The organism is Micromonospora sp. NPDC093277 (assembly GCF_044765245.1).
GTDB lineage: Bacteria > Actinomycetota > Actinomycetes > Mycobacteriales > Micromonosporaceae > Micromonospora.
Genome location: NZ_JBIWJO010000012.1, coordinates 51,505 through 68,357, shown reverse-complemented (window position 1 = coordinate 68,357; position 16,853 = coordinate 51,505). Strand labels below are relative to the sequence as shown.

Below are 16,853 nucleotides of genomic sequence, written 5' to 3'. Positions count from 1 at the left end.
CGTCACTCGCCCCCATCGGAGCACTCCAGACCAGGAGCAGAACCATGAACGAGACTCGCAACAGCTCGTCCGACCTCGCGCCGCAGCTAGCCGGCGCCACCTGGCGCAAGAGCACCCGCAGCCAGACCTCGAACTGCGTGGAGGTCGCGCCCCTGCGTAACGGGCCGGCGGCGGTGGCGCTCCGGGACAGCAAGGACCCGAGCGGGCCGGTGCTGCTGTTCAACCGGGCTGGATGGCTGGGCTTCATCGCCGGCGCGAAGAACGGCCAGTTCGCGATGAGCTGATCCGCCGAACGCACCGGGGCCGTCGGCATCGCGCCGGCGGCCCCGACGCATGTCCGCCCGCGACAATGGTGCTGACCTGGACTCGCCCGATCGGTCGACCCCCACGAACGATCGTCGAGTTTCACTTGCTGGGACAACCGCCGGGCGTAACATGTCGAAAGAGTGACGTGGAAGTTCCAGCGCGTATCCGTCCGTCCCGGGGGACACCCATGCGGTTCCTGATCGTCCGCACCGAGATCCGTGCCGCCGCCGACACCGACATCGCCGCCGCCTGGTCCGGAGGGGGCCGGCTGCGGGATGAGACCACCGCGCCGGAGCCACGCCGCCAGGTCGTCCACGCCGAGGACCGCGACGCCGCCCTGCTGCTGGCCCGCGCACTGGCGTGCGTAGGAGCCGTACGCGCCGGCCGGCACCGGGTCAAGGTGCTCCCGGTCGAGGAGACCAACCCAGGTCACCCCTACCGCTGGGACGGCAGCTGACCACGTCTGACCTCCGTCGTGGCCGGACCGGCTCCTCCCGCCGCGTTCCTGCCTCACCCGGCCGCGACGCCCCTGTTCCCGGCCCGGGGCCGCCGCGGCAACGACGGTTCCGGGCCGGGGCCGCGTCGCCGGGCTCGCCGACTGGGCCCCGCGTGACCTGGTCGCGCCGGTCCGGCTGGCCGTCGACGCGGAGCGGATCTCCCGCCCCGGTCAGCAGTGGCCGTCGAGCCAGCGGTGGACGAGGAACAGGGCGATCGAGGAAGGCGGCGGAAGGACCAGCCGCTCCCCGCACACGTCGACCGCCTCCCCGGCCAGCGCCACGCCGATCTCCCGCCGGGTGAACCAGCGGGCGTGGGCGATCTCGGCGGGGTCCACCCGGATCGGCTCGTCGGCGTCGGCGCGGGCCAGGAAGCCGAGCATCAGCGAGCCGGGGAACGGCCAGGACTGGCTGCCCGCGTACGAGATCTCCGTAACCTCGACGCCGACCTCCTCGCGGACCTCGCGGAGCACGGCGGCCTCGGCCGACTCCCCCGGCTCGACGTAGCCGGCCAGGCAGGAGTAGCGGCGCTCCCCCGGGGTGTGTGCCCAGGCGGCGTTGCTGCCGAGCAGGCAGCGCCCCTCCGGGCCGTCCACCGCGTCGTGGACCAGCACGATCATCGCCGGGTCGGTGTGCGGCCAGACCCGCTCGCCGAGCGCGTCGACCCGTGACCAGCCGGCCTCGTCGACCTGCGTGGAGTGCCCGCTGATCGACGAGTAGCCGTGCCGGACGTGCCAGTTCAACAGGGCGAGCCCGGTGGTGAAGATCCCCGCGTCCCGGTCGGCCAGCAGGTGCCCCACCTCGCGCAGGTTGACCCGGCGGGTGCCGGGCAGCTCCGGCAGCGGCGCGTCCACCGCGAAGACCGGTACGCCGTCCGGATCGACGCCGAGGAACATCGGCACCGACCGGGGCACCTCGGGCAGCTCGTCCGGGCCGACCAGCACCAGCTCCGGCGGGGCGGTCTCGCCGCGCACCAGCGCCCGGCCGTCGTCGGCCGAGTCCAGCACCAGCACCCGGGCCCGCTCCCACGCCTCGGCGAGCCAGTCCCGGTCGGTACGCCGGTGCGCCGCCCGGTCCAGCGTGGACCGGGCCAGTGGCGGGCAAACCTCGCCGCTCATGCCGCCGCCTCACTCCGCTCGCTCACGCCGCCTCCGTTCGGACCGTGGTGAGCGCGGCCAGCGGCTCAGCGACCCGCTCGGCGTCACCGAGGACCACGGTGACCGCCTTCGCCGGGGCGAGGTAGCGCGCCGCCGCCTCCGCCACGTCGTCCACGGTCGCCTTCGTCAGCCGGGCGGCGTGCTCGGCGAGGAAGTCCAGCCGCAGCCCGTTGCCGGCGTACGCGCTGGTCAGCGATGCCAGCCCGGCCTGGGTCGACATGCCGAGCTGGAGCGTGCCGAGCGCGTACTGGCGGGCTTGCTCCAGCTCCTCCGGCTTCGGCGGCAGGGCGGCGAGGCGACCCAGCTCGTACATCGTCTCCAGCAGCGCGGGTGCGGTGACCTCGGTGGCCACCTCGGCGGCGGCGATCAGCACCGACCCGGCCACCGAATGCTCCACCACCGAGTGTGGCCCGTACGTGTAGCCCTTGTCCTCCCGGATGTTCTCCACCCAACGGGAGGAGAAGTAGCCGCCGAAGACCAGGTTGGCCAGTTGCAGGGCGGCGTGGTCGGGATGGGTGCGGGGCACCGCCGGCAGGGCGATCCGCAGCGAGGACTGCACCGAGCCGGGCCGGTCGACCAGCAGCAGCGGGCCGGGCTCCAGCGGCGGCGCGGGCGGCAGCTCGGCGACGTTCCCGGCCCCGTCCCAGCCGGCCAGCGCCTGCTCGGCGGCGTCCAGGGCCCGCTCCGGCTGCACGTCGCCGACCAGCACCAGCACCGCGCCGGCCGGGTGCACCCGCTCGGCGTGCAACTTGCGCAGCACCGGTGGGCGGACCGTGCGTACCTCGTCCGGCTCGGGAGTCTGCACCGCGTACGGGTGCTTGCCGTAGATCCGCTTGAGCAACGCGGTCCGGGCCAGGTGGGCGGGCTGGCTCCGGGCGACCTGGATCCGGTCGACCAGCCGGTCCCGCTCGGTCTCCACCCAGTCGTTCGGGTAGACGGCCCCGGTCAGCACGTCGGCGAGCAGCTCCAGCATCCGGCCCAGGCCGGTGACCAGGCTGGCCCCGGACAGCATCAGCCGGTCCGGGTCGATCCCGGCGGAGAGACCGCCGCCGACCTTCTGCAGCTCGGCCGCGATCTGGGTCGCGGTGTGCGTCGCCGTGCCGGAGAGGATGGTCTGCGCCAGCATCGCGCCGCGTGCCAGGTGGGTACGCCCGAACGGCATCCACAGCCGCAGCTCGACCAGCGGAATCGCCTGCCGGCGTACGGCGATCACGGTGAGTCCGTTGGCGAGCGTGCGCTCTGCCTGCGTCGGCACCTTGAGCCTGCGGGTGGGCCCGAGTGGCGGCAGCGGTCGGGTCCCGGTCTCCACCGTCGCCGTCACCGGCCTTCCTCCGTTCGCGACTGCGGGGCTCGCAAACCCGGCTCACTCCTCGCGCTCACCGGGCCGGTCTTCGTTCGCGACTGCGGGGCTCGCAAACCCGGCTCACTCCTCGCGCTCACCGGCTACCTCCTGCAATGACCTCGATGGACGCGCGGCGTTCCGGCCGCAGGGTGGCGGCGGCGGCGAGGACCTGCTCCTCGGTCACCTCGCCGACCAGCCGGGGCAGCTCGTTGAGCAGGCCCGGTTCGCCGCGTTGCTGTTCGAGTACGGCCATCCGCAGCGCCCGGCCGAGCACCGCGTCGGTGTCCCGCAGCAGGTGGGTGGCCATCCGGGCCTGGGTGCGGGCCAGCTCCCCCTCGGTCAGCCCGTCGGTGGCGAGCCGGTTCAGTTCCTCGTCGATGGTGCGCAGCACCTTGTCGACGTCGCCGCCGGGCGGCAGGTGGGCCTGGAGCAGCAGCGCGGTGGGGTCGCGCACGTCGAACGGGTCGCCCATGAAGCCGAGGTAGCCACCGAGACTGGTGACCGTGCGGTCCCGCTGGACCAGCCGCTCGACCAGCCGGGACGCGTCACCGTCGGTGAGTACCTCGGCCAGCACCACGTACGGCAGGTATCCGGGGAAGTCGGTCACCGGGTCGGGCACCCGCCAGGCTCCGGCCACCGCCGGCAGCGGAGCCAGCTTGTCGGTGTACGAGGTGCGCCGCTCCCCGGTCAGGTCGGGCTCGGCGAAGTCGGGCCGGCGCGGGGCGGGCCGGGCCGGCACGTCCCCGAAGTGCCGCTCGATCAGCTCGGTCGCCTCGGTCACGTCGATGTCCCCGCTGACGGCGAGGACCGCGTTGCCGCTGGCGTAGTAGCGCCGGAAGAAGTCGGCGGCGTCGGCGACGGTGGCCGACTCCAGGTCGTCGAAGGAGCCGTAGCCGTCGTGCGCGTTGGGGAAGGTGTCGAACATGACCGGCGGCAGGGTCAGCCAGGGGAACCCGCCGTACGGCCGGTTGAGCACGTTGACCCGGATCTCCTCCTTGACCACGTCGACCTGGTTGCGCAGGTTCTCCTCGGTCAGGCGGGGGCCGCGCATCCGGTCGGCCTCCAGGAAGAGCGCCCGTTCCAGCGCGTTGCTCGGCAGGGTCTCGAAGTAGTCGGTGTAGTCCAGGTGGGTGGAGCCGTTGAAGGTGCCGCCGGCACCCTGGACGTGCCGGAAGTGGGCCAGCTTCTCCAGGTTCTCCGAGCCCTGGAACATCAGGTGCTCGAAGAGGTGGGCGAAGCCGGTGCGGCCCTCCGGCTCGGACCGGATGCCGACGTCGTAGACCACCGCCACCCCGATCACCGGGGCGCTGCGGTCGGGGGTGAGCACCACCCGCAGGCCGTTGTCGAGGGTGAACCGCTCGACCGGATACTTCGTCGCTGGAATTCTCGCTCTCGGCGGCACGGATCGACCCTAACGTGTCCGCACCGGCCGCACCGGCCGTGTGGCCCGGCACTCCGGACGGCCGTCGTGGCGATGGGCCGACCAGCACCGCTTACTCCACCGAACCGGTAGGAAATGTCAAGAACCTCCGGGTCGACCTTCCCGGATCGTGGATGGGCCTTGACGCCGTTCCCGGCTTGCCCCAGTCTTCCTACCAACTAAGTAGGAATACTGTGGATTGGACACACGATGAGACGGCTTCCCTTCCGCCGGCTACTCTCCGTCGCCACCCTCGCCGTGGTCGGCGCGGCCACCCTGGGCACCACCGCGGCCTGCGGCGACGACACCGACGCCGCCGGCGGGTCCGGTCCGGTGACGCTGCGCCTCGGCTACTTCCCCAACATCACCCACGCGCCTGCGGTGGTCGGCGTGGAGAAGGGGATCTTCACCGAGAAGCTCGGCAGCGGCGTCAAGCTCGACACGAAGACCTTCAACGCCGGGCCGGCCGCCATCGAGGCGCTCTTCTCCGGCGCGCTCGACGCCACGTACATCGGCCCGAACCCGACCGTGAACGCCTTCTCGAAGTCGAAGGGTGAGGCGGTCCGGGTCATCTCCGGTGCCGCCTCCGGCGGCGTCGCGCTGGTGGTGAAGCCCGAGATCACCTCGGTCGAGCAGCTGCGCGGCAAGAAGATCGCCACGCCGCAGCTCGGCAACACCCAGGACGTGGCGCTGCGCTACTGGCTCAAGGAGAAGGGCCTGGCCACCACCAAGGAGGGCGGCGGCGATGTCAAGGTCGTCCCGCAGGAGAACGCGCAGACCCTGGAGACCTTCACCAGCGGCACGATCGACGGCGCCTGGGTGCCGGAGCCGTTCGTCTCGCGACTGGTCAACGCCGGCGGCAAGGTCCTGGTCGACGAGCGCGACCTCTGGCCGGACAAGAAGTTCGTGATCACCAACCTGATCGTCAGCACCAAGTTCCTGAAGGCCCACCCCGACGTGGTGAAGAAGCTGGTCGAGGGGCAGGTCGCCGCGAACGACTTCGTCAACAGCAAGCCGGACGAGGCCCAGCAGGCCATCTCCGACCACATCGGCAAGATCACCGGCAAGCCGCTGGACCTCAAGCTGATCAAGCAGGCGTGGCCCACCCTGGAGTTCACCAACGACCCGATCCCGTCCTCGCTGAAGGTCGGCCTGGACCACGCGGTCGCCGTCGAACTGACCGCTCCCGTGGACCTCACCGGCCTCTACGACCTGACGTACCTCAACGAGGTGCTCAAGGCGCAGGGCAAGCCCGAGGTAACCCAGCCGTGACGTCGACCACGACCGTCCCGCGCAGCGCGACCGGCTCGGTCGCGCTGCGCGGCGTGACCAAGGTGTACGGCCAGGGCGAGCACGCCGTCCTGGCCCTGGACGGGGTGTCGCTGGACGTCGCCCCCGGCGAGTTCGTCTGCCTGGTCGGCGCCTCCGGCTGCGGCAAGAGCACCCTGCTCAACCTGGTCGCCGGGCTCGACCGGGTCAGCGGTGGGCAGATCGACCTCGGCGAGGAGATCAATCCCGGCCTGATGTTCCAGGAGCCGGCCCTGTTCCCGTGGCTCACCGTCGAGGCGAACGTCGAGGTGCCGCTCAAGCTGCGCGGGCTGCCCCGGGACGAGCGCCGCGCCCGGGTCGCCGAACTGCTGCGCACGGTCCACCTGGCCGACTTCGGTCGCAAGCGCCCGCACCAGCTCTCCGGCGGCATGCGGCAGCGGGTCGCGCTGGCCCGTACTCTCGCCCTGGACACGCCGGTGCTGCTGATGGACGAGCCGTTCGGTGCCCTCGACGCGATGACCCGGGACATCCTGCACGACGAGCTGGAACGGATCTGGTCCGAGCGGAGGCTCACCGTGCTCTTCGTGACCCACAACGTCCGCGAGGCGGCCCGCCTCGCCGACCGGATCATCCTGCTCTCCAGCCGGCCCGGCCGGATCATCTGGTCCACTCGGGTCGACGTGGCCCGGCCCCGCCGGATCGACTCCCCGGAGATCGCGACCATCGCCGCCGAGGTCACCGAACGGCTACGTACGGAGGTGGGCCGCCATGGCCAGTGACACGCTCGCCGGGTCGACGCGTACCGACGCGCAGATCACCGGCCTGGACGCCCTGGAGATCGCGGGCCGCGAACAGGGCCCGACCCGACTGCGCCGGGCCTGGTCGGCACTGTGGCCGAAGCTCGCCGCCCTGGCTCTGGTCATCTCCTTCTGGCAGGCCGTGGTCTGGACCGGCTGGAAGGATCCGTGGGCCCTGCCCGGCCCGGCGACGGTGTTCGAGGACCTCGGCCACTACCTGGTCAGCTCGGCGCTCTGGGACGGCCTGGCCACCACCGGCCGGCGGGCCGCCGTCGGCTTCGCCGCCGCGGTCACCGTCGGGCTCGTGCTCGGCCTGGCCGTGGCCCGGGTGCGGGTGCTCCGCGCCGCCCTCGGCTCGATGATCACCGCACTGCAGACCATGCCGTCGATCGCCTGGTTCCCGCTGGCCATCCTGCTCTTCCAACTCAGCGAGCAAGCGATCTTCTTCGTGGTCGTGCTCGGCGCGGCGCCGTCCGTCGCCAACGGCGTCATCCATGGCGTCGACTACGTGCCGCCGCTGCTGGTACGGGCGGGCCGCAACCTCGGCGCCCGGGGGCTCAACCTCTACCGGTACGTCATCGCGCCAGCCGCGCTGCCCGCGATCGTGGCCGGGCTCAAGCAGGGCTGGGCATTCGCCTGGCGCAGCCTGATGGCCGGCGAGCTGCTGGTGGTCATCGCCACCCGGACCTCGATCGGCGCGCAGCTCACCTATGCCCGTGAACTCAGCGAGGCGCCCCGGCTGATGGCGATCATGATCGTCATCCTGGTGGTGGGGCTCGGCGTGGACGCCGCCTTCGGCGCGGCCGACAAGGCGATCCGCCGCCGGTGGGGCGTGCTGGACCAGGCCGGCAACTGACGCCGTGTACGTCTCCGCGCGCGCCGACTACGCGCTCCGGGCCATGCTCGCCGTCGCAGCCGCCGGGTCCTCCGGCGACGGGGAGGCCGGCGACGAGCTGGTGAAGGCGGCGGCCCTGGCCGAGAGCCAGGACATCCCGCTCAGCTTCCTTCAGGGCATCCTGCTCGAACTGCGCCGGGCCGAGCTGCTGAACAGCCACCGCGGGACCGAGGGCGGATACGCGCTCACCCGCCCCGCGGCCGAGATCAGCGTGGGCGACATCCTGCGCGCGGTCGGCGGGGCGCTGACCAGCGTCCGGGGCCTGCCGGCCGATCGGGCCGGCTACCACGGGGTGGCCGTCGGACTGCGGGACGTCTGGTTGGCGGTGGACGGTGCGATCGCGCTGGTGGTCGACCGGACCACCCTCGCCGACCTGCTGGGCGACCGCACGCCGACGGTCTGACCAGGCGGGATGCCGGGGCGGTGGCCCTCAGCCGGCGGTCGCGCCGACCGACCGCCCGGCCGGGCTGTGCAGCTCGACCAGCCCGGCCCGGGCGGAACCGGCGGAGGCCGGGTGCCACGGGCCGAACGCGGCCAGCATGGCGAGCACCAGGCCCAGCCCCGCGACCGCGAGGACCAGCAGCAGCTCACGCGCCGCCCCCGAGTGGGCCTCGCCCGCCATGGTCCCCCCTCCCGCGCCCGCCAGGCACGCCCGGCCTCTTCCCCCGGATAACAGCATCACCCGAGACTGAGCCGCGGAACAGTCGTCTTTCGGACGCCATTCGCGCGGATCTCCGACTCAGGCTTGCCGTACCCGTGGGTGTTGGGGCGGGCGCGCCGGGCGGCGGGTGAAGGTCAGAGCGGGCGGATGTTCTCCGCCTGCGGGCCCTTCTGGCCCTGGGTCACCTCGAACTCGACCCGCTGGTTCTCGTCCAGGCTGCGGTAGCCGGACGACTGGATGGCGGAGAAGTGGGCGAAGACGTCGGCGCCGCCGCCGTCCGGGGTGATGAAGCCGAAGCCCTTGTCAGCGTTGAACCACTTGACGGTTCCGATAGCCATTGTTCGTCTCCTCTGACGGAACGTTCCGGCCCACGCCTGTCGCAGGCCGGAGTGATGGTGCGCCACCCGGCGCACCTGTCGCTGCTGGTCGCCCCGCCCGGAGCATTCCGGACACAACAAAGTGCGCCTGGGGCCACAATCCGCCAGGCGCACACAGAGTCTCTGGAAACCAAAACTGCAACGTCGTCAAGGTATCACGGCCGGCGGGATGTGCCAGCCCCCGCCGGAGCTTCCGGCACGCCGGCGATCAGGGCGGTCAGCCCCTCGGCGTCGAGCAGGTCGGCCGGCCGGACGGTGGCCCCGTCCCGGACATAGTGGAAGGCCGCACCGACCCACTCGACCGGCACACCGGCCAGCTCGGCCCAGGCCAGCCGGTAGACCGCGAGCTGCACCGCCACCGCCTCGGCCTCCCGCCCGGTGGGCTGCCGGCCGGTCTTCCAGTCGACCACGTCGTACCGGCCGCCGGGGCGGGCGAAGACGGCGTCCATCCGGCCCCGGACCACCACGCCGGCGAGAACTGTGGCGAACGGCACCTCGACCTCCACCGGCACCCGCTCGGCCCACTCACTGGCCAGGAAGCGCTCCTGCAGTTCGGTGAGCGCCTCGTCGGGCGCGGCGTCGTCGTCCGCCGCGCCGGGCAGCTCGTCCACGTCCAGCAGCCGGTCGGCGCCGAAGCGCTGCTCCAACCAGGTGTGGAAGGCGGTGCCGCGCCGGGCGTACGGGTTGGGTTCGGCGGGCATCGGCCGGCGCAGCGCCCGGGCCAGAGCCCCCGGATCGCGGCGCAGCGCCACCAACTGGGTCACCGACAGATGCTCGGGCAGCTCGATCTCGACCGACTCGGCCCGGCGGGCCAGCTCCGCCCGCTCGGCCAGCAGCAGATCGGCCTCCCGCCGCCACCGGACCACCTCGGGATCGTCCGCCCGGCTCCCGGTGCCGTCGTCCCCGGGCACCACCCGGGTGCCACCGGCCGGCCGCTCGGTCCCGGTCCGGCCGCCCACCGGCCCGGATTCCGTCGCCCCGGTGTCGGCGGTCGGCCCGGCGAGCGCGAGCCCGGTCGCCTCGCGGTGGGCCGACTCCGGGTCGGCGAGGTAGCGGCGGACCAGCGCGGCGGCCTCGGCCAGCGCCGGACGGCGGGCGCCCAGCGGGTCGGCCGGCCACTCCGCCCGGAGCACGACCTCGGTGGTCGGGTTCACCGCGTCCCCGGCCGGCTCCGGCGCCCACTCGTCGACCAGATGCCCGGCCGCGCCGTCCAGGCAGGCGTCGTGCACCTCGCCCAGGAAGACCGACGGGCCACGGAACCGCTTCGTCCCCTCCCCCCACCAGTAACCCGAGCAGAGCAGCAGCCGCCGGGGTCGGGTCACCGCCACGTACGCGAGCCGGCGCTCCTCCCGCTCGTCGTGCGACCGCCAGGCGTCGCCGAAATCCTCCAGCGCCCGGGCCACCCCGCGCTGGTCCTCTGCCCCGTGAAGGCCCAGCTCGGGCAGCCCGTCGGCGTCGCCGCGCAGCGGGAACGGCAGCACGCCCAACCCGCCGAGCCAGTGGTCGGAGTTGCGCACCGGTCCCGGCCAGACACCCCGGGTCAGCCCGGCGGCCGCCACCACGTCCCACTCCAGGCCCTTGGCGGCGTGCGCGGTGAGGATCTGCACCGCGCCCTCCACCACCTCGACCTCGCCGGGCGTCAGGCCGCGCTCCTCGTCCTCCGCCGCGGCCAGGTAGGCGAGGAAGCCGGCCAGGGTCGCACCGGGCGTCTCACCGCTGAACCGGGCCGCGACGTCGCCGAGCGCGTCCAGGTGCCCGCGGGCCAGGCCGGCGTCGCCGGTGCCGTCCCGACCCGCCCGGACCGCCACCTCCACGTCCAGGCCGATGGTCCGCTCGATGTCCGCGATCAACTCCGGCAGGGACTGGTCCAGCCGGTAGCGCAGCAGCGCCAGCTCCATCCCGTACGAGCGCAGCCGCGCGTACCCCTCCGCGGAGTAGGCCTGCGCCGGCCCCAGGTCGGCGAGCGCCTCGACCAGGGTGGCCTCGTCGAGGACGTCCACGGTGATCTCCGGCCCCCCGTCGCCGGCCAGTTCCCGGCGGGCCCTCGCGATGCCCTTCGCCCGCCGGTGCAGGGCGACGAGGTCGCGCGGCCCGATCCGCCAGCGCGCCCCGGTGAGCAGCCGCAGCAGCGCCGCCCCGTCGGTGGGATCGGCGAGGACCCGCAGCGTGCAGACCACGTCGCGGATCTCGGGGGTGTCCAGCAGGCCGCCGAGCCCGACCACCTCGACCGGCAGGCCCCGGGCGCGCAGCGCGGACTCGATGGCGGGGATCTGGCTGCGCAGCCGGACCAGCACGGCGGTGGTGGGGCGGTGCGGCACCGGGATGCGCTCGGGCAACGCGTCCGACATCCCGGCCGCCCCGCGCCAGGCGGCGACCACGCTGTCGGCGATCCACTCGGCCTCGTCGGCGTACGTCTCCAGCAGCGCGCAGTGCACGGTGCCGGCGGCCTGCCCGCGCGGGCTGCGGTGCGGGATCGGGTCCCTGACGCTGCGCGCCGCGTGCAGTTCCGGCACCCGGGCACCGGCCGCCCGCAGCGGCACCGAGAGCGCGTTGGCGACGCCGAGGATCTCCGGCCGGTTGCGCCAGCTGGTGGTGAGGCTGAGCACGTCGGCGGGGGTGCCTTCGGCGCGGGCGAACTCAGTGGGGAACCGGTCCAGGGTGCCGGCGCTGGCACCGCGCCAGCCGTAGATGGACTGGCAGGGGTCGCCGACGGCGGTGACCGGGTGGCCGCCGCCGAAGAGCGCGTTGAGCAGCACCACCTGGGCGTGGCTGGTGTCCTGGTACTCGTCGAGCAGCACCACCCGGAACCGGTCCCGTTCGATCAGCCCGACACCGGGGTGGTCCCGGGCCACCCGCGCGGCCCGGGCGAGCTGGTCGGCGAAGTCCATCGCCTCGAAGTCGTCCTTGCGCCGGGCGTACGCGCGGACCAGCGGCAGCAGCTTCAGCCGGGTCTGCTGGAGCTGCAACGCCTTCTTGACGTCGGCGTAGACCCGGCCGGGACGGGACTGCACCTCGGCGAAGAAACGGCCGGTCCAGGCGGCCAGCGCGTCCGGGCCGACCAGGTGCTCGTCCAGCTCCCCGGCGAGGGACAGCACGGCGTCGGTGACCGTGCTGGGCATCCGGTCCACCTCGGACATGTCGCCGTCGTAGTTGCGGACCAGCAGGTCGACGAGCTGCCATCGGGACGCCTCGGTGAGCAGCCGGGTGCTCGGCTCGTACCCGGCGCGCAGCCCGTGCTCGGTGACGATCCGGCCGGCGTACGAGTGGTAGGTGGAGACGGTCGGCTCGCCGGCCAGCGGGTCGTCGTGCGGGTCCCGGCGTGGGCGGCCCAACCGGCGGATGAGCTGGTCGAGCCGGGTACGCACCCGGTGCGCCAGCTCGCCGGCGGCCTTGCGGGTGAAGGTGAGGCCGAGGATCTGTTCGGGCCGCACGTACTGGTTGGCGACCAGCCAGACCACCCGGGCGGACATCGTCTCGGTCTTGCCGGACCCGGCGCCGGCGACGACCAGCAGCGGCTCCACCGGCGCGGCGATGATCGCCGCCTGTTCCCGGGTGGGCGCCGGCAGCCGCAGCAGCTTCGCCAGCTCCACGGGGGTGTAGCGGGGGCCGGAGTCGGCGGTCCGGGGCGCCGGGGTGGCGGCGGCACCGAAGAGCGCGGGCTGGGTCACGGCTGCTCCGGACGAGGCGTGGTCGGCGGCTCGACCACCTGGCGGCCCTGCCCGGATACCGGGCAGCTGGTCCGGACCGGGCAGACCCGGCACTTCGAGTTGGCGACCGCGGCGAAGGTGGCGGCGGCCATCGTATCCGCGGTACGCCGGACCAGCGCGGTGGCCCAGCCGGCCTCCGGCCCCTCCCCGGCGGCGGCCTGGGTCTGCTCCTTGGCCTCCCTGGCGCCCGTGCCGAGCTGCACCAGCGCGGCCCCGCCGGACTCGTCGCCGAACTCGGCGAACCCCCCCGCCTCCACCGCCGCCTGGTACGCGCCGAGCTGCGGGTGCTCGGCCACCTCCCGCTCGGTGACCGCGGTGGACTTGCCGGTCTTCAGGTCGATCACCACGAGCCGCCCCTCGGCGTCCACCTCCAGCCGATCCACCCGGCCGGCCAGCTCGACCGGCCGGCGCGGGTCGTCGAGGCGTACCGCGAACTCGTGCTCGATGGCGAGCAGCCGGCGCGGGTTGCCGGCCAGCCAGCGCAGCAGCTTGTCCACCATGGCCTCGGCCCGGGTGCGTTCCGGGCCGACCATCCAGCGGGCGGCCAGCTCGATCGCGTCGAACCGGGCGGCCACGTACTCCAGCAGTGCGGTCCGGTCCACGCTGGCGTCCTCGGCCAGCATCGCGGCGGCGTGCACCAGGTTGCCGACCCCCTGCGCGGCGCTGGCCGGGGCGCTGCCGCCGTGCCGTTCCAGCAGCCAGCGCAGGCTGCACCGCAGCGCGCTCTCCATCGCCGACGGGGTGACCCGCACCGGTTCGCCCTCGTCGACCAGCGGCCGGTCGTCGGAGAGGCCGCGCAGCCCCCACCAGTCGTCCGGGTGCGCGCCGGGCACCCCGGCCGTGGCCAGCCGGGCCAGCTCGGCCGCCGCCGCGCGCCGCTGGGCGGGCGGCACAGCCGGGTCGACCACCGCGGTGCGCAGCTCCGCCACCAGCGCGGACAGGGTGAGCCCGCGCGGCGGCAGGGTGACCGGCAGGGCGGCCGGCGCGGCGTCCTGCGGATCGTCAATCGTCGGCACCGGCCCGTCCGACGCCGGTGGCACGGCCGGCGTGGCGCCGTCGCCCCGGTCACGGCGGTCTCGCACCGGACCGCCGTCCCCGCCGGCGACGCGGCGCGCGGCCCGGCCGGCGGAATCCGGATGGCCCGGTCCCGGACCGGGTCCCGCCGGGACGGCTCCCCCGCCGCCGACGGCGGGCGGCTCGGTGCCGCCCAGCTCGTGCAGGAAGCGGCTGGGCTGCTCCTCGTGGTCGTCGCCGCCCACCGCCGCCGAGGCGACCGCGGTGACCAGCAGCCGGTGCCGGGCCCGGCTGACCGCGACGTGGAACAGCCGGCGTTCCTCGTCGAGCAGCGCCGAGGTCTGCCCGACCAGGCTGGCCCGTACGCCGGTGCCGTCGGCCCGGCCGGCGAGCACGTCGACCAGCCGCTCGGAGCCGAGCAGACTGCCGCGCAGCCGCAGGTCCGGCCAGACGCCCTCCTGCACCCCGGCGATCGCGACCAGGTCCCATTCCAGGCCCTTGGCGGCGTGCGCGGTGAGCAGGCGTACCGCGTCGCCCCGGTCGGCGCTGGCGGCCAGGGTGTCCGCCGGCAGGTCCTGGCCGAGCACGTGGTCGAGGAAGACCTCGGTACGCGCACCGGGCAGCCGGTCGGTGAACCGGGCTGCCGCGTCGAAGAGCACCAGCACCGCGTCGAGGTCCCGGTCGGCGGCCTCGGCGCGCCAGCGCTGGGCGGTCTCGTGCTCGCCGGTGGCCGCCCGGCCCCGGGTGATCGCACCGGCCCAACGCTCGGCCAGCCCGCTTTCCTGCCACACCGCCCAGAGCACCTCCTCGGCGGTGGCCCCGGGGGTGGCGGCGACCTGCCGGGCGGTCGCCAGCAGGTGCGCCACCGCCTGGGCGGGCTCCGCCCAGCGCCGCTCGACGGCGGCCAGCTCGGCCGGGTCGCGCAGCGCCTCGACGATCAGCTCGCCGGAGGGGCGGCGGTCACCGGCGGCCAGCGCGAGCGCGCGCAGCCCCTGGCGCAGCCGCCGCTCGGCGAGCGGGTCGGCGCCGCCCAGCGGCGAGTGCAGCAGGGCGACCGCCGCCTCCTCGTCCAGCCGGTCGGGTTCCAGCGCGCAGCGGAGCAGGAGCAGCAACGGAGCCACCCCGGGCTGGAGGTGCAGCGGCAGGTCCTCGCCGTGCACCACGGTCGGCACGCCGGCGGTGTGCAGGGCACGCCGTAGCGACGGCAACTGACGGCCGGTGGAGCGGACCAGCACCGCCATCCGGGACCAGGGCACCCCGTCGAGCAGGTGCGCCTCGCGCAGGGCGTGGGCCAGCCACGCGGACTCGCTGGTCGCCGAGCGGAAGGTGCGTACCTCGACCGTGCCGGGCGGCGCGTCGGGCAGCGGGCGCAGCCGCCGGTGCGCCGCCGGCCCGCGCAGCCGGCGGGCCAGTCGGGCGGTCGCCGCCAGCAGCTCCGGGCCGGCCCGGTACGACGTGGTCAGCACGACCTGCGCGGCGGGCGCCCCGGAGGCGGTACGGAACCGGTGCGGGAAGGTGGCCACACCCGCCGGGTCGGCGCCCCGGAACGCGTACGTGGAGGAGTCCGGGTCGGCGAAGGCGACCAGGGACTTGCCGCCGCCGGCGATGACGGCGAGCAGGTCGAGCTGGGCCGGGTCGGTGTCGGCGAGCTCGTCGACATAGACGTGAGCCAGCCGCCGACGCTCGGCCGCCAGCAGCTCCGGGTCGTCGAGCAGCATGCCGGTGGCGGCCCGGACCAGTTCGGCCGGGTCGTACGCGATCGAGCCGCGGTTGCTCACGTCGCGCAGGGCGAGGACGGCGACGTACTCCCGTAGGAAGCGGGCGGCGGCCGGCCAGTCGGCGCGCCCCAGCTTCTCCCCCAGCCGGGCCAGCTCGATCGGGCCGACGCCCCGCTCGGCGGCGCGCATCAGCAGGTCGCGGAGCTGCTGCGCGAACGCCCGGGTACGCAGTGCCGGCCGCAGGTCCTCCGGCCAGCCGACCGGGTCGTCATCCGGCTCCTCGCCGACCACGTCGAGCAGCTCGCGGATGATGAGATCCTGCTCGGGCCCGGTGAGCAGCCGGGGCGACGGCTCGCCCCGCTCGGCGGCGGCCCGGCGGAGCAGCCCGAAGGCGTACGCCGGGAAGGTGCGGACCAGTGGCTCGCGGAGCACCCGGGCGGGCCAGGTCGCAATGCCGCCCGCCGCCTGTCCACCCTCGTGCGGATGGCCGGCGCCGGCGATCCGCGCCTCGATCCGGTGGCGCAGGTCGGTGGCACCGCGTCGGCCGAAGGTGAGCACCAGGACGCGCTCGGGGTCGGTGCCCTCGGCCACCCGTGCGGCGACCGCCTCGACCAGCGTGCTGGTCTTGCCGGTGCCCGGCCCTCCGACGACCAGCATCGGCCCGTCGGTGTGCGCGACCACCTCGGCCTGCACGGCATCCGGCCGGCGCGAGGGCGGATATGCGGCATCGCCCGCCGACCCCCCGGATCGCGGCTCCGCCCCGGTCTCTTCAGGACCGTCCCCCTGCCCCGCCCCGCCGGCACGGGAGACCCCCGTCACCGCCCCGGCGGACCGACGCACCAACCGGTACGCCATCACCCCATCCCACCACGCCCCTACGACACCCCACCGCCCCCACCCCACCCACGCGTCCCTGCCCTGCCCACCCCACCCCTGCCCACGTCGATCATGAGGTTGTCGTCACGACACGCCGATGCGCGGGGCAACAACTTCATGATCACCGCGGACGGGGGGTGGGGGTGGGGGCGTCAGGTCAGGTGGGGGGTGAGGAGGTCCAGGGCGGCGGGGACGGTGTCGGCGACCAGTAGGAGGTCGAGGCCGGCGGGCTTGAGGAAGCGACGGTCGGCGAGGGTGCGTAGCCAGTCCAGCAACGGCCGGTAGAAGCCGTCCGCGTCGACCAGCACCATGGGCTTGCCGTGCAGGGCCAGGGTGGCCGTGGTCCAGACCTCGAACAGCTCGTCGAGGGTGCCGAGCCCACCGGGCAGGGTGATGAACGCGTCCGACTTCTCGATCATCAGCGTCTTGCGGCTGGCCATCCCGTCGGTGACCAGCAGCTCGTCGGCGGCCAGGTCGGCGACCTCCAGGTCGACCAGGACCTGCGGGATCACCCCGACGGTGCGGCCACCAGCGGCCCGTGCGCCGTCCGTCACCGCACCCATCATGCCGACGCAGCCGCCGCCGCTGACCAGCGTGTGTCCGCGCCGGGCCAGCTCCGCACCGGTCTCGGCCGCCAGGTCCAGCCAGCGCTGGTCGAGGGTACGCGAGGACGCGCAGAACACGCAGATCGCGGCCACCGGTCAGCCCCGCCCCGCCGGGCGGGACCCGGGCTGGTCCCCCGCCGGTGGCTCGGGCGCGGCCTCGACCGGCTCGTCGGTGGCCCCGGCCGGCGACGCGGGTGCGGCCTCGGCCGGGGAGT

At 74.4% G+C, this 16,853-nt stretch carries 14 protein-coding genes; 6 read left to right on the top strand and 8 right to left on the bottom strand.

The window, feature by feature from the left end; translation table 11 throughout:
* Window positions 1-44 precede the first annotated feature (44 nt).
* A complete protein-coding gene (locus ACIRG9_RS24605; protein ID WP_402860288.1) occupies window positions 45-284 on the top strand; it encodes a DUF397 domain-containing protein in 240 nt (79 codons plus the stop codon).
* Between the two features lie 209 nt (window positions 285-493).
* The gene (locus ACIRG9_RS24600; protein WP_402860285.1) at window positions 494-763 is read left to right on the top strand and encodes a hypothetical protein; all 270 of its coding nucleotides are present in this window, start codon (window positions 494-496) and stop codon (window positions 761-763) included.
* Between the two features lie 210 nt (window positions 764-973).
* Here ACIRG9_RS24600 and nudC read toward each other — a convergent pair whose 3' ends face one another.
* From nudC to ACIRG9_RS24585, 3 genes are all read right to left on the bottom strand, one after another.
* Window positions 974-1,918, bottom strand: a complete 945-nt coding sequence (gene nudC, locus ACIRG9_RS24595; protein ID WP_402860283.1) for an NAD(+) diphosphatase — start codon at window positions 1,916-1,918, stop codon at window positions 974-976.
* 22 nt (window positions 1,919-1,940) lie between these two features.
* A complete protein-coding gene (locus tag ACIRG9_RS24590) occupies window positions 1,941-3,278 on the bottom strand; it encodes a M16 family metallopeptidase (protein WP_402860280.1) in 1,338 nt (445 codons plus the stop codon).
* 115 nt (window positions 3,279-3,393) lie between these two features.
* Window positions 3,394-4,701, bottom strand: a complete 1,308-nt coding sequence (locus tag ACIRG9_RS24585) for a M16 family metallopeptidase (protein WP_402860277.1) — start codon at window positions 4,699-4,701, stop codon at window positions 3,394-3,396.
* 228 nt (window positions 4,702-4,929) lie between these two features.
* Here ACIRG9_RS24585 and ACIRG9_RS24580 point away from each other — a divergent pair, with 228 nt between their 5' ends.
* From ACIRG9_RS24580 to ACIRG9_RS24565, 4 genes are read left to right on the top strand one after another with little or no spacing between them, the layout of a single operon-like run.
* On the top strand, window positions 4,930-5,991 hold the full coding sequence (locus ACIRG9_RS24580; RefSeq protein WP_402860274.1) for an ABC transporter substrate-binding protein: 1,062 nt from the start codon (window positions 4,930-4,932) through the stop codon (window positions 5,989-5,991).
* On the top strand, window positions 5,988-6,767 hold the full coding sequence (locus ACIRG9_RS24575; protein ID WP_402860271.1) for an ABC transporter ATP-binding protein: 780 nt from the start codon (window positions 5,988-5,990) through the stop codon (window positions 6,765-6,767). Before ACIRG9_RS24580 ends, ACIRG9_RS24575 begins: the two co-directional genes overlap by 4 nt.
* Entirely contained in the window at window positions 6,757-7,641 is an 885-nt protein-coding gene (locus ACIRG9_RS24570; protein WP_402860268.1) for an ABC transporter permease, read from the top strand. Before ACIRG9_RS24575 ends, ACIRG9_RS24570 begins: the two co-directional genes overlap by 11 nt.
* 4 nt (window positions 7,642-7,645) lie before the next feature.
* The gene (locus tag ACIRG9_RS24565) at window positions 7,646-8,083 is read left to right on the top strand and encodes an RrF2 family transcriptional regulator (protein ID WP_402860265.1); all 438 of its coding nucleotides are present in this window, start codon (window positions 7,646-7,648) and stop codon (window positions 8,081-8,083) included.
* Window positions 8,084-8,110: 27 nt separating this feature from the next.
* Here ACIRG9_RS24565 and ACIRG9_RS24560 read toward each other — a convergent pair whose 3' ends face one another.
* The 5 genes from ACIRG9_RS24560 to ACIRG9_RS24540 form a co-directional block, all read right to left on the bottom strand.
* The gene (locus tag ACIRG9_RS24560) at window positions 8,111-8,302 is read right to left on the bottom strand and encodes a hypothetical protein (RefSeq protein WP_402860262.1); all 192 of its coding nucleotides are present in this window, start codon (window positions 8,300-8,302) and stop codon (window positions 8,111-8,113) included.
* 173 nt (window positions 8,303-8,475) lie between these two features.
* A complete protein-coding gene (locus ACIRG9_RS24555; RefSeq protein WP_007464836.1) occupies window positions 8,476-8,679 on the bottom strand; it encodes a cold-shock protein in 204 nt (67 codons plus the stop codon).
* 194 nt (window positions 8,680-8,873) lie between these two features.
* Window positions 8,874-12,386: an ATP-dependent helicase gene (locus ACIRG9_RS24550; RefSeq protein ID WP_402860259.1), complete on the bottom strand. Its 3,513-nt coding sequence runs from the start codon at window positions 12,384-12,386 to the stop codon at window positions 8,874-8,876.
* Window positions 12,383-16,012 carry an ATP-dependent helicase gene (locus ACIRG9_RS24545; protein WP_402860256.1) on the bottom strand — a complete coding sequence of 1,210 codons (3,630 nt, stop codon included), beginning with the start codon at window positions 16,010-16,012 and terminating at the stop codon, window positions 12,383-12,385. The genes ACIRG9_RS24550 and ACIRG9_RS24545 overlap by 4 nt, the downstream gene beginning before the upstream one ends.
* A 173-nt stretch (window positions 16,013-16,185) precedes the next feature.
* Complete coding sequence (locus ACIRG9_RS24540) at window positions 16,186-16,731, bottom strand: TIGR00730 family Rossman fold protein (RefSeq protein ID WP_402860253.1); 546 nt, start codon at window positions 16,729-16,731, stop codon at window positions 16,186-16,188.
* Between the last annotated feature and the right edge of the window lie 122 nt (window positions 16,732-16,853).